The sequence below is a fragment of the Methylobacterium sp. 1A genome (genome assembly GCF_058072805.1).
The window spans coordinates 1,007,521-1,026,236 of sequence record NZ_JBYQVE010000002.1; the positions used below are offsets into that span (position 1 = coordinate 1,007,521).

Below are 18,716 nucleotides of genomic sequence, written 5' to 3' on the forward strand. Positions count from 1 at the left end.
CGGTCGGCATGGCCACGTCTTCTGGGAAGGGGGGCCGAGAGCGCGCGGGAACGGAGTCGCGGCGTTGCGAGCATTTATCTTTGGCTCAAAACGCCCGCGTCAATGGTGCGCGTATACCAGGAAAATAACTTAGATGAGGGAACCGGCTTGTGCGCAACCCGTTTGTGCCCCGCTGCCGACAGGGCAGTGACCGCGTGAAAGGGTGCAGAAGCTGTGACGGCGGGCGTCGACAGGCATGAGCTCCGGCAGATCATCGCCGGCCTGAGCGAGGGCGTGATCCTGGTCGAGCCCGACCAGACCATCGCCTACGCCAACGCGGCCGCCCTGGCGATGCACGGTGCCGAGAGCCTCGACGAGCTCGGCTCCACCGTCGACGCCTATCGCGACCGCTTCTGCCTCCGCTACCGCAACCACATCACGCCCAACCAGTACCCGATCGAGCGCGTGATCGCTGGCGAGCGCTTCCACGACGTGGTGGTCGAGGTGCGGCGGGCCGACAAGCCCGACATGGACTTCGTGCACTCGCTGCGCAGCCTCGTGGCCACGGACCGCGACGGCAACCCGAGCTGCCTCGCGCTGATCCTGAAGGACGTCTCCGACCAGTTCGAGGCCGAGGAGCGGTTCGAGCGCACCTTCAACGCCAACCCGGCCCCGGCCGTGATCACGCGGCTGTCCGACCTGCGCCACGTCAAGGTCAATCACGGCTTCCTGGAGATGACCGGCCACACCCGCGACGCCGTCATCGGCCGCAGCGTCTACGAGGTCGACGTCCTGGCCGGCGCGCGCAACCGCGACCTCGCCGTCGCGCGGCTCAATGCGGGCGGCACGATCCCGCAGATGGAGGCCTGCCTCGACCTGCCCGACGGCGGGAGCCGCTTCGTGATCGTCGCCGGGCAGCCGATCGAGATGGGCGACGAGCCCTGCATGCTGTTCACCTTCGCGGACCTGGAACTGCGCCGGAAGGCCGAGGCCGCCCTGCGCCAGAGCGAGGAGCGCTTCGCCAAGGCGTTCCGGATGACGCCGATCCCGACCGTGTTGGTGCGGGTCGAGGACGGCCAGGTCACGGGCGTGAACGAGGCGTTCAGCCGGGTCTTCGGCCTGGGCGGGGACCGCGTCGTCGGCCGCTCGCTGGAGGAGGCCGGCCTGTGGGTCGCCGAGAAGCAGCGCCTGCAGGTCGAGGCCGCCCTGGAGCGGCAGGGCTACGTGCTGGGTCTCGAGGTGTGCCTGCGCCACGAGAGCGGCGCGAACCTCGACTGCCTGGTCTCGGCCGAGCGGGTCGAGATCAACGAGACGGCCTTCGTTCTGCTGGTGCTGCAGGACATCACCGCGCGCAAGCACTCCGAGCGGGAGCTGTTCGACGCGATCGAGACAGTGATGGCCGACACGTCGTGGTTCAGCCGCGGGCTGATCGAGAAGCTGGCGAACCTGCGCCGGCCGGCCCGGGAGGGCGGCGACGCGGCGGCGCCGAACCTGACCGTGCGCGAGCGCCAGATCCTCAACCTGATCTGCGCGGGGCTCGGCGACGACGCGATCGCGCGCAAGCTCGGGCTGTCGCGCAACACGGTGCGCAATCACGGCGCCGCCCTGTACCGCAAGATCGGCATCCACAAGCGCAGCGAGGCAGTCGTCTGGGGGCGCGAGAACGGCTTTCCCCTGAACATCTCTGACGGATGAATACCGCCATACTGGTACAACCACACCATTGATCCGGCGCGCCCGGCGTACATCTTCCGCTCGGCAAGGGTTTTCTCACGCATGACGAGGCGCCCATGACCGAAGACAGGAAGACACCGTCCGCCGAGCACCTCAAGGGCTCGGTGAAGGAGGCCATCGGCAAGCTGACCGGCGATGCCCGGACGGAGACCGAGGGCCGGCGCCAGAAGCGCGACGCGCCCGGATCGAAGGCCGGCTCCGGGCCCGCGGGCTCCGGCCCGCGCTGACGGACGTCACTCGGCGCCTCACGGTGAGGCGCCCCCACCACGAGCGCGATCGCGGAGGCGGTCGCCGACGCGACGACGAAGGAGAACGACATGGTCGATACCAATCGGATCACGGGCGCGGCCCGGGAACTCGGCGGCAAGGTGCAGGGCGCGTTCGGCGACCTGACCGGCGCGCGGCGGGACTCGGTCGAGGGCCGCGCCCGCGAGGCCGCCGGACAGGCCGAGACCCTCTACGGCCAGGCCAAGGACACCGTGCGCGACGCGGCCGACCACGTGGCCGACGCGGCCCGCGACCTCGGCGGTCGGGTCCGCGACGCCGTCGACGATCTCGGGGCCGACGACGTCGAGGCCCGCGCCCGCCGCGCCCAGGGCGCCGCGCAGGATCAGTACGCCCGCGCCGAGCGCGGCGTCCGCCACGCCGCCGAGGAGGCGTACGACTACGCCGAGGACGCCTACGCGCGCGGCAGCCACGCCCTGCGCCGCGGCACCCGCGAGGTCGGCCAGCAGGTCGCCGAGTACCCGCTCGCCGCCCTGCTCATCGCCGGCATCGCGGGCTTCGGCCTCGGCCTGCTCGTCAGCGCCCGCCGCGATTGAGCCGCGACTGAGCCGCGACTGAGCCGCGACTGAGCCGCGTCCCGGCAACCCCCGGGCCTTCCGGGCCTTCCGGGGGCCGGCGGCCCCACGAATTTCAGCGATCCACCACCGGAGTGACAGCGTGACCACCATCCAGACCGTTGCAACGCCCCTCGCGCCGGACGCGCACGCCGACACGCGCGCCGTCCTGCTCAACCAAGTCTCCTGGGGCGCCATCTTCGCCGGCGCCGTGACCGCGCTGGTCACCCAGGTGATCATCAACCTCGTCGGCGTCGGCGTCGGGCTGGCCTCGGTCGGCACGACCGCCGCCGACAATCCCTCCGCCTCCACCGTCTCCATGGGCGCGGGCGCGTGGTTCGTCGCCTCGGGCCTCGTCGCCTCGCTGGCCGGCGGCCTCATCGCCGGGCGGCTCTCGGGCAAGGCCCTTCCGGGCGCGGCCGCCCTGCACGGGCTGGTCTCCTGGGCGGTCACCACCCTGGTGGTGCTGTACATGCTGACCTCGGCCGCCAGCGGCCTGGTCGGCGGCACGCTCGGCACGGTCTCGAGCGCGCTCGGCGGCGCCGGCAACCTCGTCGGCGGCACGGTGCAGACCGCCGCCCAGGCGGCGGCGCCGTCGCTGTCGAAGATCTCGAACCCGCTCGACGGCATCGAGGACAAGGTCCGTCAGCAGGCCGCCGGCCAGGACCCGCAGGCCGCCAAGGACGCGGCCGTGGCAGCGGTGAAGGCCGTCCTGACCGGTGACCCGGCCCAGAAGGAGCAGGCCAAGACCCGCGCCGCCGACGCCCTGGCCAAGGCGCAGGGCATCACGCCGGATCAGGCCAAGGCGCAGATCGACGACTACCAGAAGCAGTACGAGCAGGCGGTGGCCAGCGCCAAGCAGAAGGCCGAGGCCGCTGCCGTGACGGCGAAGTCGGCGGCCACGCAGGGCGCGTTCTACGCCGCGCTGGCGCTGATCCTGGGTGCGCTGGCGGCGTATGTCGGCGGCCGGATGGGTGCGCCCAAGCCCGCGACCCTGCTCGGCGCCTACGAGACCCGGCGCGTCTGACACCCCCCTCTGACACCTTCACCGGCCCCCGCGCCGATCGCGGGGGCCACCACCGGCCGGGGAGACCGGCCTCACCAGCGAAGCAGGAGCACACGCGATGAGCAGCACGACCGACAAGATCAAGGGCCTGGCCAACGAGGCGGTGGGCAACGTCAAGCAGGCGGCCGGCAAGGCGACGGGCAACGACAAGCTGGTGGCCGAGGGCAAGGCGCAGGAGCTGAAGGGCGAGGCGCAGAAGACCGTCGGCGACGTCAAGGACGGCGCCAAGTCCGTCGCCGACAAGATCACCGGCAAGCACTGAACCCGTCCCGCGGCGCCGTCCCCTCGGCGCCGCCGCCCCCGCCGAGGCGGGGCTCCATTCCCCCGACACCAGGAGAGCTGCATGAACCGCGACCAGATCCGCGGCGCGTCCCGCCACCTCAAGGGCCGCGCCCAGACCGCCCTGGGCGGCCTGACCGGTGACCCGGGACGCCAGGTGCGCGGCGCCGTCAACCAAGTGGCCGGCGGCGCGCAGTACGCCTACGGCCGCGCCCGCGACCGCGCCGAGGACCTCACGGAGGACCTGGCGGAGAACGGCCGCCATCTGGCCGAGACCGCCCGGAGACGGGCCGACCACCTGATCGACGAGGGCCGGGACCGCGCCCGGGACGCGCGCCGCCGCGGCGCCGATTATGGCCGGCAGGCGATCCGCACGGCCGACGCCAACCGCACCAACACCCTGCTGGGCCTGGCCGCCGTCGCTTTCGCGGCGGGATGGCTCGTCCGCCGCACCCGCTGACGGAGGGTTTACCGATGCTGCGCAAGCTCCTGACGGCCTTCATCGTGCCGAAGCTCATCGCCTATCTCGGGCGCCGCTACGACCGACGCCGGGGCACCGGCCGCACCTACTGACGCCCGGATCCGGAGCCCGGGATCGCTAGCCCGGGGCTTTCCAGATGCCGGCGGCGATCCGGGTCGTCTCGACGAGCGCGGCGTGGAGCGCCGCGTCCCCGTCGCGCCGGCCGGCGCGGAGCGCCGCGACCAGCTCGGCCGGCGATCCGGCGCCGCCCAGCGCCCGCTCCCAGGCCCCGGCCGCCGCGCCCGCCTGCGCGATCTCCCGCATGACCACGCCCATCGCGTTGGCGGCCATCAGCAGGACGTAGCGCTGGCGCCCCGACAGGGCCGGCGCGACCTCGTCGAGGAGGCTCTGCCGGGCGACCGACAGGAGGGCGGCGCCCGCGGGCGCGTCCGGGAAGGATTCGCTCATCGGGCTCCCCACCGCTCGGGCGCGGTCTCGCGCAGGATCGCGGCCTCGAGTTCGGGCACCATCCGGCCGGTCAGCGCCAGCTCCAGCGACGTCTCCTGACCGGAGACGTGGCGGTGGCCCTGCTCCAGGGCGATCACCGCCCAGCGCAGATGCGCCATGACCTCCCAGTAGCGCACCGCCTCCGGCTCGATCGCGCGCCCGCTCTCGGCCTCGTAGCCGCGGTAGAAGGCGGCCCGCGGGGCGATGCCGCCGGCCTCCAGGTCGGGCCGGCCGAAGCGCCAGCAGGCGGCGCAGAACCAGCCGATATCCTGGACCGGGTCGCCCCAGCCGGCGAATTCCCAGTCGAGGATCGCCGTCAGGCCCTCGGCATCGACCATGTAGTTGCCGGTGCGGAAGTCGCGGTGGACCAGGACCGGCCGGGGACAGGGCGGCGCGTGGAGCTCGGCCCAGCGCAGGCCCCATTCGAGGGCCGGGCGCGCGGCGCCGATCCCGTCGAGACTCGCCCGGAGCGCGCGGATCTCGGCCAGGGCCGGCTCCGGCTCGGGCGCGCCGAGGAAGGCGAGGTCGTCCACCGGGGCGGTGCCCGGGCCGGCCGCCGGCAGGATGCCGTGCGTCCGGGCGAGCTCGCGGCCGAGCCGCTCGGCCAAGGCCGCACGGTCGCCGCCGAGGCTCGTGTCCTTGACCACCCGCGGCCCCAACCCGATCCCGGAGACGAGGCCCATCAGCGCGAAGGGCGCCCCGACCACCCCCGGATCCGCGCAGAAGCCGACCGGCTCCGGCACCCGCACGCCGGCCGCGAAGGCGGCGCGCAGGATCCGGAACTCCTCCGCCCGCGAGCGGCTCGACGCGATGGTGGCGGCCGCGTCCTTGCGCAGGACGAAGCTCCGGGGCGCGCCGTCGACCCGGCACGACAGCATCCAGTTCTCCTGGATCGAGCCGCCGGTCAGCGGCCGGGCGTCGTCGAGCGCGACCGACCCGGCCCCCAGGGTCCGGCCGATCCAGGCGCAGAGCGCCGTCCTCTGATCCGCGTCCAGCATGGTGCCTCAGGGCCGCGTCACGGGACGCGCTCGAGGGCCATGGCGATCCCCTGGCCGCCGCCGATGCACATGGTCACGAGCCCGTAGCGGCCGCCGGTCCGGGCCAGCTCGTAGAGGGCCTTGACGGTGATGATCGCCCCCGTGGCGCCGATCGGGTGACCGAGGGCGATGGCGCCGCCGTTCGGGTTGACCCTGTCGGGATCGAGGTCGAGGGCGCGGGAGACCGCGCAGGCCTGCGCCGCGAAGGCCTCGTTCGACTCGACGACGTCGAAATCCGCCGCCCGCAGGCCGGTCCGCTCCAGCAGCCGCCGCACCGCCGGCACCGGGCCCATGCCCATCTCGGACGGGTCCACGCCGGCGTGGGCGTAGCCGACGATGCGGGCGAGGGGCGTCGCGCCGTCGCGCGCGGCCCGCGCGGCGCTCGACAGGACGAGGGCCGCCGCGCCGTCGTTCAGCCCCGAGGCGTTGCCGGCCGTGACGCTGCCGGTCTTGGAGAAGGCCGGGCGCAGCTTGGCGAGGTCCTCGGCGGTCGTGGCCTTCGGGTGCTCGTCGGTGTCGAAGGCCACCGTCTCGCGCTTGCGCTGGATCTCGATCGGCAGGATCTGCTCCCGGAACCGGCCCTCGCGGATCGCCCGCGCGGCGCGGGCCTGGCTCTCGGCCGCGAAGGCGTCCTGCGCGTCGCGGGGGACGGCGTAGCGCGCGGCCACGTTCTCGGCGGTGACGCCCATGTGGCCGTTGCCGAACGGGTCGGTCAGCGCGCCGAGCATGTAGTCGACCAGCACCGCGTCGCCCATGCGCGACCCGGTCCGCCCGGTGGTCAGCAGGTGGGGGGCGCGGCTCATGCTCTCGGCGCCGCCGGCCACAGCCGTCTCGGCGTCGCCGAGCAGGATGGACTGCGCGGCCGAGACGATCGCCTGCAGGCCGCTGCCGCAGAGGCGGTTGACCGTCATGGCCGGCACCTCCTCGGGAATCCCGCCCTCCATCGCCGCGACGCGGGCGATGTAGGCGTCCCGGGGCTCGGTCGGGATGACGTTGCCGAGGACCACGTGCCCGACCGTCTCGGGCGCGGTCCCGGCGCGGCGCAGCGCCTCCGCGACGCAGCTTGCGGCGAGGACGGAGGGCGGCGTGCCGGCCAGCGCGCCGCCGAACGTGCCGATCGCGGTGCGCACCGCGCCTGTGATCACGACCTCGGTCATAGTCTCCGCTTCCTCTCGGCTTCCCTGTCTGGCTCGGCCTGCCGACGCGCCCCGCGCGGCGGGCGGACGGTGTCGGCCCCGCTCAGGCCCCGACGCTCAGGCCCCGACGTCCCACGACCAGAAGGCGTCGCCCTCGGCCTCGAGATTGCGGTTCAGGACCATCTTGTGGACCTCGTCGGCCCCGTCCACGAGGCGCGCCTGCCGGGCGTAGCGGTAGATCCACTCGAGGGGCGTGTCGGTGGAATAGCCCCGCGCGCCGTTGATCTGGATCGCCGTGTCGGCGGCCGCGTGCAGGAGGTTGGCCATGTGGACCTTGGCCATCGACACCTCCTTGCGGGCGAAGCTGCCCCGGTCGAGGGCCCAGGCAGCCTTCATCACCAGGAGGCGGCCGATCTCGATCCGCATCGCGAGGTCGCCCAGCATCAGCTGGATGCTCTCCCGGTCGGCCAGCCGGATCCCGAAGCCGTGCCGCTCGGCCGCGTAGGCCCGGGCGATCTCAACGCAGCGCTTCGACAGGCCGAGCCAGCGCATGCAATGGGTCAGCCGCGCCGGCCCGAGGCGGATCTGGGTGAGCTTCAGGCCGTCGCCCTCGTTCATCAGGACGTTCTCGGCCGGGATCTCCAGGCCCTCGAACAGCAGCTCGCAGTGGCCGCCATGCTCCTCCGGCCCCATGATCGGGATGCGGCGCAGGATCCGCCAGCCGGGCTGGTCCCTGTGGAACAGGAAGGCGGTCAGCCCTCTCCGCGCGTCGTCGGAGGTGCGCGCCATCAGGATGAAGTGCTCGGCCTCCTCGGCCCCGGTGATGTACCACTTGCGGCCGGTGACCAAGTAGCTGTCGCCCCGCCGCTCGGCCCGGGTCTGGATCATGCCGGGATCGGAGCCGCCGCCAGGATGCGGCTCGGTCATGGCGAAGGCCGAGCGGACCCGCCCGTCCACGATCGGCGCGAGCCAGCGCGCCTTCTGGTCCGGCGTCGCGACCTTCTCCAGCACCATCATGTTGCCGTCGTCGGGCGCGGCCGAGTTGAACACGACCGGCCCGAAGATCGAGCGGTTCATGGCCTCGTAGCAGACCGCCATGCCGACCTTGTCGAGCCCGGCGCCGCCGGTCTCGGGCCGCAGCTGCAGGCACCACAGGCCCTCTGCGCGGGCGAGGCCGCGCAGCCGGGCCAGCTCGGCGAGGCTGATGTTGCCGTGGCCGTCATAGGCGGCCGGATCGGCCTCCAGCGGCAGGATGTGCGCGTCCACGAAGGCCGCGATCCGGGCGCGGTAATCCTCGACGCGCGGGGAGATGGTGAAATCCACGGGCCCACCTCCTGGGTCGGTGTCGACGACGAAAATCGAGCGAGCGCTCGCTTTTTATCGCCTGGATTCGCGCCTGGCAACGGGCTAGACCTCGGGAGCCGCTCCCGGTCGTGGCCACCGCGGGCTGGCGCGACGACGAAACGACGACGAAACGACGACGGCGCGACGATGGATCGATGAGCCCCGCAGACGCTCTTCCGGCGAACTTTCCGGCGCACCTTCCGGTGAAGGACGTCTACGCCACCGAGGCGATCTGCGCGCGGATCCTGGCGCGGCACCGGGACCGGATCAGCGTCCGGAAGGACCATGTCGCCGTCGCCAACCTCGCGCGGATCATCGAGGCGGTGCTGAAGCTGTCCAGCCGGCAGGGCTTCCACGAGACGAGCCTGCGCGACCTCGCCCGGACCTCGGGGCTCAGCATGGGCGGGCTCTACTCGTACTTCGACAACAAGAACACGCTGCTGGTGATGATCCTCACCGAGGTGACCGAGACGGCGGAGGCGGTCCTGCGGCAGGCCCCGGCGGGGCTCGCGGCGGATCCGGCCGCGCATCTGCGCTGGCTGATCGAGACCCATATCCGCCTGACCGAGGCGATGCAGCCCTGGTTCGTCTTCGCCTTCATGGAGGCGAAGGGCTTCCCGGCCCCCGCCCGGACGATGGCGACGGAGAGCGAGGCCGCCACGGAGCGCATCTTCGCCGAAGTCCTCGCCCGCGGCGCGGCGGCGGGCGTCTTCGCGGTCGCCGACGTCGATCTCACAGCGGCGCTGATCAAGCCGCTCCTGCAGGACTGGTACGTGAAGCGGGCCAAGCACCGGAAGCGCGGGATCCCGATCCAGCGCTACATCGCCGGCGTGACCGCCTTCGTCGAGAAGGCCATCGCAGCGGGCTGAACCGGCGCGGCGGACGAACAACCCCTGGTCGAGGCCGCCGCGCGCCCTTATGCCGGGCCCGGAGGGCATTCCGGAGCGCGGGGAGCATGGCCGGACCGATCGGGCGCCGCGCGGACGCACACGGAACCGCCGGGATCGACGATCCGCTGAGCGGCCTCGCGCCGCTGCTGCGCGTGCGGCCGCACCTGGACGACGTCTGCCGGTTCGGCGGCGCCTGGGCCGCCCCGCACGCGCCGGAGCCGACGCGGCAGGCCTATTTCCACCTCGTGACGCGCGGCCGCGCCACGCTGCGTCGGCCCGGGGGCGCGCCGCTGCAGGTCTCGGCCGGGGACATCCTGCTCCTGCCGCGCGGCGACGCGCACCTGTTCCACGGCGCGGGGCCGCCGCCGTCGACGCCCCTGCCCGTCGCGGTCCGCCACGCGCACGATCTGCGGTTCAAGACCACCGTCGGGGCCGAGCCGGACGTCGAGCTGATCTGCGGCCGCCTGGCCTTCGAGGCGGCGCCCCAGACCCTGATCGTGACCGCCCTGCCCGACCTCCTCGTCCTGAGCGTCGGCACCGAGCCCCTGGCCACCCGGTTCGCGCCGCTCCTGGCGGGCATCCACGAGGAGCTGAACGACCTCCGCGCCGGGTCGGTCGCGGTCGCCGAGAACCTCGCGAGCGCGCTGTTCATGATGATGCTCCGCGCGCATCTCGAGGCGTCGGCCCCGGCCGAGGGCCTGCTGCACCTCCTGGGGCAGCCGCTCACCGCCCGGGCGGTGCTCGCGATGGTGCGCGACCCGGTGCATCCCTGGACGCTGGACGAACTGGCCGCGACGGCCGCCGCGTCGCGGGCGAGCCTCGTGCGCGCCTTCCGCGCCGCCGCGGGCGTCGCCCCGCTGGAATTCCTCACCGACCTGCGGCTCGGGCTCGCCCATCACCGCCTGCGCACCGAGACGGTCCCGCTGGACCGTCTGGCCGCGGAGGTCGGCTACCAGTCCGCGCCCGCGCTCAGCCGGGCGTTCCTGCGCAAGTACGGGATCCGCCCCGGACAGGCGCGGCAGGCCGAGGCGCCCCCGCAGGCGGTTTGATCCGCCCGGTCATCGGCCTGCGCCGCGCGGTCATCGAGGGCGCGGCCGGCCCCGACTACCTTCCTCGTCATCACGAAGGAGGTCGTCATGCACATGATCGATTGGAACAGCTACCGCCAGCAGGTCACCGCCGGCGTCGGACACTTCGCCAAGCTCAGCCCCGACACGGTGCGGGGCTACGGCACCCTCAGCACGGCGGGCCAGAAGACCGGCCAGCTCGACGCCAAGACCCGTGAGCTGATCGCGGTGGCGGTGGCGATCTCCCTGCGCTGCGACGGCTGTATCACGGTCCACACCGACGCCGCCCGCAAGCTCGGCGCCACCGAGGCCGAACTGGCCGAGGCCCTCGGGGTCGCCACCAGCCTCAATGCCGGTGCCGCGGTCGTCTACGCGACCCGCGCGCTCGACGCCTTCGCGGCCTCCGCCGAGGCGTAGCCCCTCCCCCCATCCGATTGAGCAAGGAATCGTGCCATGAACACGCAGGTTCGCCGCGTCCTCGGCCTCGTCTCCGGGCCGGGCTCGAACCGCCTCGGCCTCCAGGCCATGCGGGTCGCCATCGCGGTCATCTTCCTCTGGATCGGCGCGCTCAAGTTCGTGCCCTACGAGGCCGACAGCATCACGCCCTTCGTCGCCAACAGCCCGGTGATGGCGTTCTTCTACGCCCACCCCGACCAGTACGCGCAGCACCTCACCCACGAGGGCGAGCTCAACCTCGCCGCCCGCGCGTGGCAGACGGCCAACCACACCTACGCGTTCTCCCGCGGCCTCGGCACGGTCGAGCTGCTGATCGGCCTGCTCGTCCTCGTCGGGCTCGTGTCGCGGCGGCTGGGTCTGGCCGGCGCGGTGCTGGCCTTCCTCACCCCGGTGGTGACCCTGTCGTTCCTCGTAACCACCCCCGAGGCCTGGGTCGCCGCGCTCGGCGACGCCGAGCACGGCTTCCCCTACCTCTCGGGCGCCGGGCGCCTCGTCCTCAAGGACGTCACCCTCATGGCCGGCGCGTGGCTCGTCCTCGCCGACAGCGCCCGCGCCGTCCTCGAGCGGCAGGCCCGGGCACCGGGCGCCCCCGCCCGCCTCGACCTCGCGGCAAGCCGCCAGGAGGCCGCTAGGAGGCCGCTAGGAGCCCGCTAGGAGGCCGGGGCGCCGCCCCCGGGCAGCGCCTCGATCACCGCCCGCAGGCCGCCGATGTCGTCCAGGACGGCGTCGGCGGTCCGCGCGTCGTCCGGGCGCCCGTAGCCGTAGCGGGCCAGGATGGCGGCGGTGCCGGCGGCGCGGGCGGCCGCGATGTCGTGGTGCATGTCGCCGACCATGACGGCCCGCCCGGGCTCGACCCGCAGGCGACGCAGGGCCTCCCGCAGCGGCGCGGGATCGGGCTTGCGCTCGGGCAGCGTGTCGCCGCCCACGACCGTGTCGATCAGCGGCGCCAGCCCCACCGCGTCGAGGATCAGGCCGGTGGCGCGGGCCGGCTTGTTGGTGACGATCGCCAGCGCGTAGCCCGCCGCCCGGAGGTCGCGGACCGCCGCGGCGGCGTTGGGGAACAGGGCGGTGCCGGCGGCCGCGAGCGGCTCGTACACGGCCAGGAAGGCCGGCAGGAGGTCCGGCGCCCGCTCCGGATCGCCGCCCGAAGCCCGCAGGGCGCGCCGCAGCAGCGCCACCGCGCCGTCGCCCACCATGGCCCGCATCGCGGCGGTCCCGAACGGCGGCAGACCCTCCCGCGCCAGGGTGGCGTTCAGGGCCGTCCGGAGATCGGCCAGGCTGTCGACGAGGGTGCCGTCGAGGTCGAGGAGGACGGCGTCGAAGCGCGACGGGGGCGCGGGCGCGGGCAAGGAACGTCTCCGCGTCGCGGGCGACGCGCGGCGGGACGCCGACGCCTCAATCTCCGGGACGGGCGGTTCCTAGCGGGTCCGGCGCTGCCGGGCCAGGGTCCGGCACGCGCCCCGAGCATCCCCCGAGCATCCCCCGGGCAGCCTAGCGCGGCTTGGCGTCGGCCGGCGTCCGGTCGGTGCAGGTGACCGGCGTGCCGGCGCCGTCGGTCCACGTGACCGACCGCCCCTTGCCCCGCAGCTCGTGCGTGGCGTCGGCGTAGCGGAACCCCGACCCGCTGAGCTGCACCGGCAGGGTGACGGCGGCGCCGTTGTCCGGCCGGACAACCGCCCGCTCCGGCCCCGCGGCGTTCAGGAAGGTGACGGCCAGCGTCCGACCGTTCGGACAGGCGAAGGTCACGTCGATCGTCTCGGCCTGCGCGGGCGCGGCGGCCACCAACAGCCCGCCGACGAGGATCGCCAGCCGGGCGACGCGGACACGGATTCTCATCGGCCTCTCCTGAGCCCCGCGGCCGCGGCCGCGACGACGATCATCGCCGGGATGTCCTGTCCGGGCAATCGGCGCCGACGGCACGCGAGGCGGCCGGCCGACCCCCATCCACCAGTCCCTGGAAGAGCAGATGGAGCAGCGAGGCAATTGTACGATCCTCGATACAAGTCGAACCGGATCACTTCCCGCTCAACTTGGGACGAAAGCGGTAAATCGTCGGCTCGCCCGCCCGGCGGATTGTCTCCCGAGCGCCGCGATGCGGCGCTCCGGCGCGGGGAATAGAGCCGTGGACGACCGCCGTGACAGCTCGCGGCTTAAATATCTCTTTAATGTTAGGAGTATAATAATACGGCAATCTCTCAGACGCAGCTTCGATGAACCGTCCGAAATATCCTTTCTCGATATTGATCGGGAGGTCGACCGCATCCGCCCCGGGTCTGACGGCCATGCGTCAGCTCACGGAACTGCAGAAGCATATCCCGTCCCTCTACGGACTGCTCTCGGTCAATGCCGGCGCCCTCGCGGTGACGCATTACGGTCTGGCGCCCGCCTACCTGACCCTCGGCATCCCGGGGACCGTGATCGCGCTGTGCCTCCTGCGCGCGATCCACTGGTGGCGCTTGAGGCCCGAGGCCCTGGACGAGGCGCAGGCCGCCCGCCACCTGCGGCGGACGACGGTGCTCACGGTCTTCTTCTCCGTCGCCTTCGTGATCTGGGCGATGGTCCTGAACACGTTCGGCGGCCCCTACGAGCAGGGCCACGTCGCGATCTTCGTGGCCGTCACGGTGATCGCCTGCATCTTCTGCCTGACCTACCTGCCCCTGGCGGCCTTCCTGGTCACCGGCATCGTCATGGGCGTGTTCCTGTTCTGCTGCGTGACGAGCGGGAACCACGTGTTCCTCGCCATCGCGGCCAATACGGCCTTCGTCACGGCCGTGATGGTCCGCATCCTCAACACCAACTACCGGGCCTTCGTCGCCCTCGTCGCGTCCCAGGCCGTGGCGAGCCGGCTCTCGGAGGAGAACGCGCGCCTCGCCCAGACCGACAGCCTGACCGGCCTCCCCAACCGGCGCTACTTCTTCCAGAAGCTCGACGAGGCGCTCCGGTCGTCCTCCGGGGCGGACACGCCCTTCGCCCTGGCGATCTTCGACCTCGACCGGTTCAAGCCGATCAACGACACCTACGGGCACAATGTCGGCGACCGCGTCCTGGCGGAGGCCGGCCGGCGCCTCGCGGCCTTCGCGGGGGCGGACGTCGTGGTGACGCGGCTGGGGGGCGACGAGTTCGGCGTGATCCTGCGCGCGCCGGCTTCGGCCGCGGCGGCGCTCGCCTTCTGCGACGGCGTCTGCACGGCGCTGCAGCGGCCGATCCGGATCGGCGACATCCAGGTCGTCACCGGCTGCTCGGGCGGGCTCGCCCTGCCCTGCCGGATCTCGCACGACGCCGACGCCCTGTTCGACCGCGCCGATTACGCGCTCTACCACTCCAAGGAGCAGCGGCGCGGCGCGACGACCCTGTTCTCGCAGGAGCACAAGGACGCGATCCGCGCCGAGCAGGCGGTGGAGACGGCCTTGCGGACGGCGGACCTCGCCGCCGAGATGGTGCTGCACTACCAGCCGGTCCTCGACCTCGCCACGGGGCGGACCGCCTTCGTGGAGGGTCTGGCGCGCTGGACGAGCCCGACGCTGGGCCGCGTCGCGCCGGACCGGTTCATCGCGGCCGCCGAGCGCGGCGGCATGATCCACACGGTGACGCTGCTGCTCCTGCGCAAGGCGCTCGCCGACTGCGCGCAGCTCCCGCCCGGGACCGGCCTGTCCTTCAACCTGTCCGCCCACGACCTCGCCTCGCCCGAGACCGTCCTGTCGATCCTGGCGGCGGTGCGGGGCAGCGGCATCGACCCGCGCCGCCTGACGCTCGAGCTGACCGAGACCGCCCTGATGCGCGACTTCGACCACGCCAAGGCGGCCATCACCACCCTGCGCAGCCTGGGCATCAAGATCGCGCTCGACGATTTCGGGACCGGCTATTCCAGCCTGGGCTACGTCCACCGCCTGCCGCTGGACAAGATCAAGATCGACCGCGGCTTCATGGCCGACATCGACACCGACCGGGGCTGCAGCCTCGTCTCCACGATCCTGGACCTGTGCCGCAACCTCGGCCTCGACGGGATCGTCGAGGGGATCGAGACGGAGGCGCAGCTCGACGTGGCGCGGCGGCACGGCAGCCGCTACGCCCAGGGCTACCACATCGGCCGCCCGATGCCCCTCGGCGACCTGCTGGAGCGGCTGGAGCGCGAGGGCGCGGCGGAAGCGAAGGCAGAGGCAGAGGCCTGCACGGTGCGCCGGAGGGCCTGAGGCGGCCCCGGCGCGAGGCGGAGCCGCGCCCTCAGGCGCGCCGGAGGTTCCAGAGGATCGGGAAGCCCGGGAGGCGGCCCGTGAGGTCGCGCCGGTAGGACGTCATCGAGCGGTAGGAGCCGACCGGCACGAACACGACCTCCTCGAGGGCGATCCGCTGCATGTCGGCGCAGATCGCCCGGCGCGCCTCCGCGTCGGGGGCCGCGAACCACGCGGTCCGGAGTGCCTCCAGCCGCGGCACCGACGGCCAGCCGAACCACGCGTTCGGCCCGCTGGCCCGGAGCGGCTGCAGGGCGGCGGGGTCGGCGTTGTCGAAGGACGAGAAGGTGGTGAGCAGCACCGACCAGCCGCCCTTCTCGACGGGCTCGCGGGAGACGCGCCGCTGGATCACCGTGCCCCAGTCGCTCAGGGCCAGGTCGACGTTGAAGCCGATCCGGGGGAGCAGGTCGGCCGCGACCTGGGTCAGCGCCGCGGGCGCCAGCAGGTCCGTGGGGCCGATCAGCCGGATCTTCGCGCCGTCGTAGCCCGAGGCCCTGAGCGCCGCGCGGGCCGCCTCCAGGCTGCGCGGCCCGGTGAGCGCCTCCAGGCCGACCTGGCTCGCCATCGGCGTGCCGGGCGTGAAGATCCCGCAGCGGTCGTCGTAGGCCCCGGGATCGTCGCCGACGATCGCCGCCATGAAGTCGCTCTGGACGATCGCCGGCAGCACCGCCCGGCGCACCGCGACGTCGTCGAAGGGCGGCTGCAGGTGGTTCATCCGCAGGATCGCCGGGTTGGTGAGCCGGTCGAGGCCCTCCACCACGATGTCGCGGTTGCGGGCGAGCAGCTGCTGGAGCTCGGGCGGCGGCTGCTCGTACCAGTCGATCTCGCCGTTCTGCAGGGCCGCCGCCGCGGTGGCGCCGTCGGCGATGATCCGCCACTCGATCCGGTCGAAATGGGCGACCTTGCCGCCGGCCGTCAGGCTCGGTGTGCCGGGCGCCGGCACGTAGCCGGGGTGGCGCTCGTAGACCATCAGGCTGCCCGAGTTGAACTCGTCGGCCTTCCAGCGGAACGGCCCGGAGCCGGTGGCGTCGGTGATCTGCTTGTACGGGTCGGTCTGGGCGACCCGCTCGGGCATGACGAAGGCCGGCTGGCTGACACTCGCCAGCGCCTGCGGCAGGAGCGGGAACGGTGCCTTCAGCCGGAACACGATGTCGGTGTCGCCGTCGTGGGCGAGCTCGTCGGTGGCGGCCATCAGGGTCTGGCCGAAGCCGTTGCGGGCCGCCCAGCGCCGGATGCTGGCGACGCAGTCCCGCGCCAGGACCGGCGTGCCGTCGTGGAAGCGCAGGCCCGCGCGCAGGGGGATCGTCACCCGGCGCCCGTCCTGCTCGACCTTGAGGCCGGCCGCCATCTGCGGCTGCGGCCGCAGGTCGGCGTCGAGGCCGAACAGCGTGTCGTAGACCACGTAGGCGTGGTTGCGGGTCACGATCGCCGTCGTCCAGATCGGATCGATGGAGGTGACGTTCGCCTGGGGGACCATGCGCAGGACCCGGGCGCCCTGCGCCAGCCCGACGGAGGGGGCCGCCAGGGCCGCGGCCCCCGCGGCCAGGAAGGTCCGTCGCCTCATCGTCACTCCCCGAACGGTGGATCCCGGCGTCGCAAGCACCGGACCAGGGGCGCCCCGCCTCAGCTCAGCGGGACGGCGAAGCCCCGCTGCACGGCGGGGCGCTCCATCATCCGGTCGTACCAGCGCCGGACGTGCGGGTAATCGGCGAGGTCGACCTGGTGGCGCTCGTGGCGCCACGCCCAGCCGAGGATCGCGAAATCCGCCACCGAGAGCGGCCCCGCGACGTACGCGACCTGCGCGAGGCGCCGGTCCAGCACGCCGTAGAGCCGGTGCGTCTCCTTGCTGTAGCGGGCGAGCCCATAGGCGCGGTCGGCCTCCGCGACGGTCAGGAAGTGGTGGACTTGGCCGGGCATCGGCCCGAAGCCGCCCATCTGCCACATCAGCCATTCCAGGGCGGCGACGCGCTGCCGCCGGTCCTCGGGCAGGAAGCGGCCGGTCTTCTCGGCGAGGTAGAGCAGGATCGCGCCGGACTCGAACACCGGGATCGGGGACCCGTCCGGCCCGTCCGGATCGACGATGGCGGGGATGCGGTTGTTCGGGCTGATCGCCAGGAAGTCCGGCGCGTGCTGCGCCCCTTGCGTGATGTCGACCGGGATGACCCGGTAGGGCAGCGCCATCTCCTCCAGCGCCACGCTGATCTTCCGGCCGTTGGGGGTGTTCCAGGCGTAGAGATCGATCATCGCGGGCGCCTCCGCTGTGCCGAGGGAAGCTAGGGCCCGTGACGGGATCCGGCAATTCGGCCGGCGCTCAGGCGGCGACCGGGGCCGGCTCCGGCTCCGGCAGGCCGAGATGCCGGTAGGCGTGTCGGGTGAGGACGCGTCCGCGGGGTGTGCGCTGCACGAAGCCGCGCTGGATCAGGTAGGGCTCGATGATGTCCTCGATCGCGTCCCGCGGCTCCGACAGCGCCGCCCCGATCGTCTCGATCCCCACCGGCCCGCCCCCGAACGAACGCGCGATCAGGCTCAGGTACTTGCGGTCCATCACGTCGAGACCCGCCCCGTCCACATCCAAGAGATGCAGCGCCCGGTCGGCGATCGCCCGCGTCACCGTCTCGGCCTCCGCCACCACCGCGAAGTCCCGCACCCGCCGCAAGAGCCGCCCCGCGATCCGCGGCGTGCCCCGCGCCCGACGGGCGATCTCGTTGGCGCCCTCCGCCGACATGCCCAGACCCAGCACCCGCGCGCCGCGCGCCACGATCTGCTCCAGCTCGTCGATCTCGTAGAACTCCAGCCGGATCGGGATGCCGAACCGGTCGCGCAGCGGCGTCGTCAGCAGCCCCGCCCGCGTCGTGGCGCCGACCAGCGTGAACTTCGGCAGCTCGATCTTGACCGAGCGCGCCGCCGGGCCCTCGCCGATGATCAGGTCGAGCTGGTAATCCTCCATGGCCGGGTAGAGGATCTCCTCGACCGCCGGGTTGAGCCGGTGGATCTCGTCGATGAACAGGACGTCGCGCTCCTCCAGGTTGGTGAGCTGGGCGGCCAGATCCCCGGCCTTGGCGATCACCGGCCCGGAGGTCGAGCGGAAGTTCACGCCGAGCTCGCGCGCCACGATCTGGGCGAGCGTGGTCTTGCCGAGCCCGGGCGGCCCGACGAACAGCACGTGGTCGAGCGCCTGCCCGGTCTTCCTCGCCGCCTCGATGAACACCTGCATGTTCGCCCGCGCCGCGCGCTGACCGATGAACTCGGCGAGGCTCAGCGGACGGATCGTCTGATCCGGCTCCGCGGCCGCGGCACCGGACCCCTGCGCGACCGTCCTGATCGGCGTCGCCATTCAGGCCGCCCTGGCGCGACCCGACGCCTTCTCGAAGGGCTGCACGAAGGGCTGCACCAGGACCCGCCGGCCCGAGAGGTCGTGCACGCTTACCCGCCACTCGGCCCAGTCGGTGCGGTTGGCCAGCGAGCGCCGCACGTCGGAGGCGACCTTGCGGGCGCGGTCGACGAGGCGCGCCGTCGCGCGGACCTCGGTGCCGCGGGCGTCGAACACGCATTCGAGGCCGTTGGTGCAGTGGAACCGGTACTTGGCCATCCCTCGCTCCTCCTCGGCCGCCCCGCGCGGCGCTCACCCTGTGTTCACTATATGTTCTGTTCTCGGCCGGATCCAGCCCCGGCGAAGCGTCGCAGGCGTCCCCG

Annotated in this window: 21 protein-coding genes; 11 read left to right on the forward strand and 10 right to left on the reverse strand. The window is 73.0% G+C overall.

Annotated features, from left to right (window positions below; translation table 11 throughout):
- Positions 1-213 precede the first annotated feature (213 nt).
- From ACX9MN_RS25025 to ACX9MN_RS25050, 6 genes are all read left to right on the forward strand, one after another.
- Entirely contained in the window at positions 214-1,674 is a 1,461-nt protein-coding gene (locus tag ACX9MN_RS25025; RefSeq protein WP_489725732.1) for a helix-turn-helix transcriptional regulator, read from the forward strand.
- 95 nt (positions 1,675-1,769) lie between these two features.
- Complete coding sequence (locus ACX9MN_RS25030; protein WP_020096302.1) at positions 1,770-1,940, forward strand: CsbD family protein; 171 nt, start codon at positions 1,770-1,772, stop codon at positions 1,938-1,940.
- A 90-nt stretch (positions 1,941-2,030) separates the two neighbouring features.
- Entirely contained in the window at positions 2,031-2,534 is a 504-nt protein-coding gene (locus ACX9MN_RS25035) for a CsbD family protein (RefSeq protein ID WP_489725733.1), read from the forward strand.
- 121 nt (positions 2,535-2,655) lie between these two features.
- Complete coding sequence (locus ACX9MN_RS25040; RefSeq protein ID WP_020096304.1) at positions 2,656-3,579, forward strand: hypothetical protein; 924 nt, start codon at positions 2,656-2,658, stop codon at positions 3,577-3,579.
- A 97-nt stretch (positions 3,580-3,676) separates the two neighbouring features.
- Positions 3,677-3,880: a CsbD family protein gene (locus tag ACX9MN_RS25045; RefSeq protein ID WP_020096305.1), complete on the forward strand. Its 204-nt coding sequence runs from the start codon at positions 3,677-3,679 to the stop codon at positions 3,878-3,880.
- An 81-nt stretch (positions 3,881-3,961) separates the two neighbouring features.
- Positions 3,962-4,357 carry a CsbD family protein gene (locus tag ACX9MN_RS25050; RefSeq protein ID WP_091683259.1) on the forward strand — a complete coding sequence of 132 codons (396 nt, stop codon included), beginning with the start codon at positions 3,962-3,964 and terminating at the stop codon, positions 4,355-4,357.
- A gap of 138 nt (positions 4,358-4,495) precedes the next feature.
- Here ACX9MN_RS25050 and ACX9MN_RS25055 read toward each other — a convergent pair whose 3' ends face one another.
- The 4 genes from ACX9MN_RS25055 to ACX9MN_RS25070 all read right to left on the reverse strand — a co-directional run bounded on the left by ACX9MN_RS25055 (position 4,496) and on the right by ACX9MN_RS25070 (position 8,360).
- The gene (locus ACX9MN_RS25055; protein WP_056524493.1) at positions 4,496-4,825 is read right to left on the reverse strand and encodes a DUF6285 domain-containing protein; all 330 of its coding nucleotides are present in this window, start codon (positions 4,823-4,825) and stop codon (positions 4,496-4,498) included.
- Positions 4,822-5,862, reverse strand: a complete 1,041-nt coding sequence (locus tag ACX9MN_RS25060; RefSeq protein WP_489725734.1) for a phosphotransferase family protein — start codon at positions 5,860-5,862, stop codon at positions 4,822-4,824. Before ACX9MN_RS25060 ends, ACX9MN_RS25055 begins: the two co-directional genes overlap by 4 nt.
- A 17-nt stretch (positions 5,863-5,879) precedes the next feature.
- Positions 5,880-7,058, reverse strand: a complete 1,179-nt coding sequence (gene bktB, locus ACX9MN_RS25065; protein ID WP_489725735.1) for a beta-ketothiolase BktB — start codon at positions 7,056-7,058, stop codon at positions 5,880-5,882.
- Between the two features lie 96 nt (positions 7,059-7,154).
- The gene (locus ACX9MN_RS25070) at positions 7,155-8,360 is read right to left on the reverse strand and encodes an acyl-CoA dehydrogenase family protein (protein ID WP_489725736.1); all 1,206 of its coding nucleotides are present in this window, start codon (positions 8,358-8,360) and stop codon (positions 7,155-7,157) included.
- Positions 8,361-8,536: 176 nt separating this feature from the next.
- On the opposite strand from ACX9MN_RS25070, the gene ACX9MN_RS25075 reads away from it, so the two are divergent.
- The 4 genes from ACX9MN_RS25075 to rclC all read left to right on the forward strand — a co-directional run bounded on the left by ACX9MN_RS25075 (position 8,537) and on the right by rclC (position 11,448).
- Positions 8,537-9,250, forward strand: a complete 714-nt coding sequence (locus tag ACX9MN_RS25075) for a TetR/AcrR family transcriptional regulator (protein WP_489725737.1) — start codon at positions 8,537-8,539, stop codon at positions 9,248-9,250.
- An 86-nt stretch (positions 9,251-9,336) separates the two neighbouring features.
- Entirely contained in the window at positions 9,337-10,320 is a 984-nt protein-coding gene (locus tag ACX9MN_RS25080; protein WP_489725738.1) for a cupin domain-containing protein, read from the forward strand.
- 87 nt (positions 10,321-10,407) lie between these two features.
- Positions 10,408-10,755 (forward strand): carboxymuconolactone decarboxylase family protein, encoded by a 348-nt coding sequence (locus tag ACX9MN_RS25085; protein ID WP_020096313.1) that lies wholly within the window; start codon positions 10,408-10,410, stop codon positions 10,753-10,755.
- Positions 10,756-10,791: 36 nt separating this feature from the next.
- A complete protein-coding gene (rclC, locus tag ACX9MN_RS25090; RefSeq protein ID WP_489725739.1) occupies positions 10,792-11,448 on the forward strand; it encodes a reactive chlorine resistance membrane protein RclC in 657 nt (218 codons plus the stop codon).
- On the opposite strand, the gene gph is transcribed toward rclC, so the two are convergent.
- Together gph and ACX9MN_RS25100 are read right to left on the reverse strand one after the other, a co-directional pair.
- Positions 11,445-12,143 (reverse strand): phosphoglycolate phosphatase, encoded by a 699-nt coding sequence (gph, locus tag ACX9MN_RS25095; RefSeq protein WP_489725740.1) that lies wholly within the window; start codon positions 12,141-12,143, stop codon positions 11,445-11,447. The two genes, rclC and gph, sit on opposite strands and share 4 nt — an antisense overlap.
- A gap of 142 nt (positions 12,144-12,285) precedes the next feature.
- On the reverse strand, positions 12,286-12,630 hold the full coding sequence (locus tag ACX9MN_RS25100) for an MliC family protein (protein WP_091928236.1): 345 nt from the start codon (positions 12,628-12,630) through the stop codon (positions 12,286-12,288).
- Positions 12,631-13,076: 446 nt separating this feature from the next.
- Between ACX9MN_RS25100 and ACX9MN_RS25105 the strand changes: the two genes are divergently transcribed.
- Positions 13,077-14,984, forward strand: a complete 1,908-nt coding sequence (locus ACX9MN_RS25105; RefSeq protein ID WP_489725741.1) for a putative bifunctional diguanylate cyclase/phosphodiesterase — start codon at positions 13,077-13,079, stop codon at positions 14,982-14,984.
- A 31-nt stretch (positions 14,985-15,015) separates the two neighbouring features.
- Here the strand turns inward: ACX9MN_RS25105 and ACX9MN_RS25110 are convergent, their stop codons facing one another.
- The 4 genes from ACX9MN_RS25110 to ACX9MN_RS25125 all read right to left on the reverse strand — a co-directional run bounded on the left by ACX9MN_RS25110 (position 15,016) and on the right by ACX9MN_RS25125 (position 18,612).
- Positions 15,016-16,587 carry an ABC transporter substrate-binding protein gene (locus ACX9MN_RS25110; protein ID WP_489725742.1) on the reverse strand — a complete coding sequence of 524 codons (1,572 nt, stop codon included), beginning with the start codon at positions 16,585-16,587 and terminating at the stop codon, positions 15,016-15,018.
- A 59-nt stretch (positions 16,588-16,646) separates the two neighbouring features.
- Positions 16,647-17,267, reverse strand: coding sequence for a glutathione S-transferase family protein (locus tag ACX9MN_RS25115; protein WP_489725743.1), 621 nt, complete (start codon positions 17,265-17,267; stop codon positions 16,647-16,649).
- 67 nt (positions 17,268-17,334) lie between these two features.
- Entirely contained in the window at positions 17,335-18,357 is a 1,023-nt protein-coding gene (ruvB, locus tag ACX9MN_RS25120; RefSeq protein WP_489725744.1) for a Holliday junction branch migration DNA helicase RuvB, read from the reverse strand.
- Positions 18,358-18,612: a DUF6894 family protein gene (locus ACX9MN_RS25125; RefSeq protein WP_020096048.1), complete on the reverse strand. Its 255-nt coding sequence runs from the start codon at positions 18,610-18,612 to the stop codon at positions 18,358-18,360. It lies immediately after the preceding gene.
- Between the last annotated feature and the right edge of the window lie 104 nt (positions 18,613-18,716).

Bases quoted from the DNA above. Each gene is read 5' to 3' on its own strand.
- ACX9MN_RS25030 (WP_020096302.1), top strand. From the start codon at position 1,770: ATGACCGAAGACAGGAAGACACCGTCCGCCGAGCACCTCAAGGGCTCG.
- ACX9MN_RS25035 (WP_489725733.1), top strand. From the start codon at position 2,031: ATGGTCGATACCAATCGGATCACGGGCGCGGCCCGGGAACTCGGCGGC.
- ACX9MN_RS25045 (WP_020096305.1), top strand. From the start codon at position 3,677: ATGAGCAGCACGACCGACAAGATCAAGGGCCTGGCCAACGAGGCGGTG.
- ACX9MN_RS25050 (WP_091683259.1), top strand. From the start codon at position 3,962: ATGAACCGCGACCAGATCCGCGGCGCGTCCCGCCACCTCAAGGGCCGC.
- ACX9MN_RS25055 (WP_056524493.1), bottom strand. From the start codon at position 4,825: ATGAGCGAATCCTTCCCGGACGCGCCCGCGGGCGCCGCCCTCCTGTCG.
- ACX9MN_RS25060 (WP_489725734.1), bottom strand. From the start codon at position 5,862: ATGCTGGACGCGGATCAGAGGACGGCGCTCTGCGCCTGGATCGGCCGG.
- bktB (WP_489725735.1), bottom strand. From the start codon at position 7,058: ATGACCGAGGTCGTGATCACAGGCGCGGTGCGCACCGCGATCGGCACG.
- ACX9MN_RS25075 (WP_489725737.1), top strand. From the start codon at position 8,537: ATGAGCCCCGCAGACGCTCTTCCGGCGAACTTTCCGGCGCACCTTCCG.
- ACX9MN_RS25080 (WP_489725738.1), top strand. From the start codon at position 9,337: ATGGCCGGACCGATCGGGCGCCGCGCGGACGCACACGGAACCGCCGGG.
- ACX9MN_RS25085 (WP_020096313.1), top strand. From the start codon at position 10,408: ATGCACATGATCGATTGGAACAGCTACCGCCAGCAGGTCACCGCCGGC.
- rclC (WP_489725739.1), top strand. From the start codon at position 10,792: ATGAACACGCAGGTTCGCCGCGTCCTCGGCCTCGTCTCCGGGCCGGGC.
- ACX9MN_RS25100 (WP_091928236.1), bottom strand. From the start codon at position 12,630: ATGAGAATCCGTGTCCGCGTCGCCCGGCTGGCGATCCTCGTCGGCGGG.
- ACX9MN_RS25105 (WP_489725741.1), top strand. From the start codon at position 13,077: ATGCGTCAGCTCACGGAACTGCAGAAGCATATCCCGTCCCTCTACGGA.
- ACX9MN_RS25110 (WP_489725742.1), bottom strand. From the start codon at position 16,587: ATGAGGCGACGGACCTTCCTGGCCGCGGGGGCCGCGGCCCTGGCGGCC.
- ACX9MN_RS25115 (WP_489725743.1), bottom strand. From the start codon at position 17,267: ATGATCGATCTCTACGCCTGGAACACCCCCAACGGCCGGAAGATCAGC.
- ruvB (WP_489725744.1), bottom strand. From the start codon at position 18,357: ATGGCGACGCCGATCAGGACGGTCGCGCAGGGGTCCGGTGCCGCGGCC.
- ACX9MN_RS25125 (WP_020096048.1), bottom strand. From the start codon at position 18,612: ATGGCCAAGTACCGGTTCCACTGCACCAACGGCCTCGAATGCGTGTTC.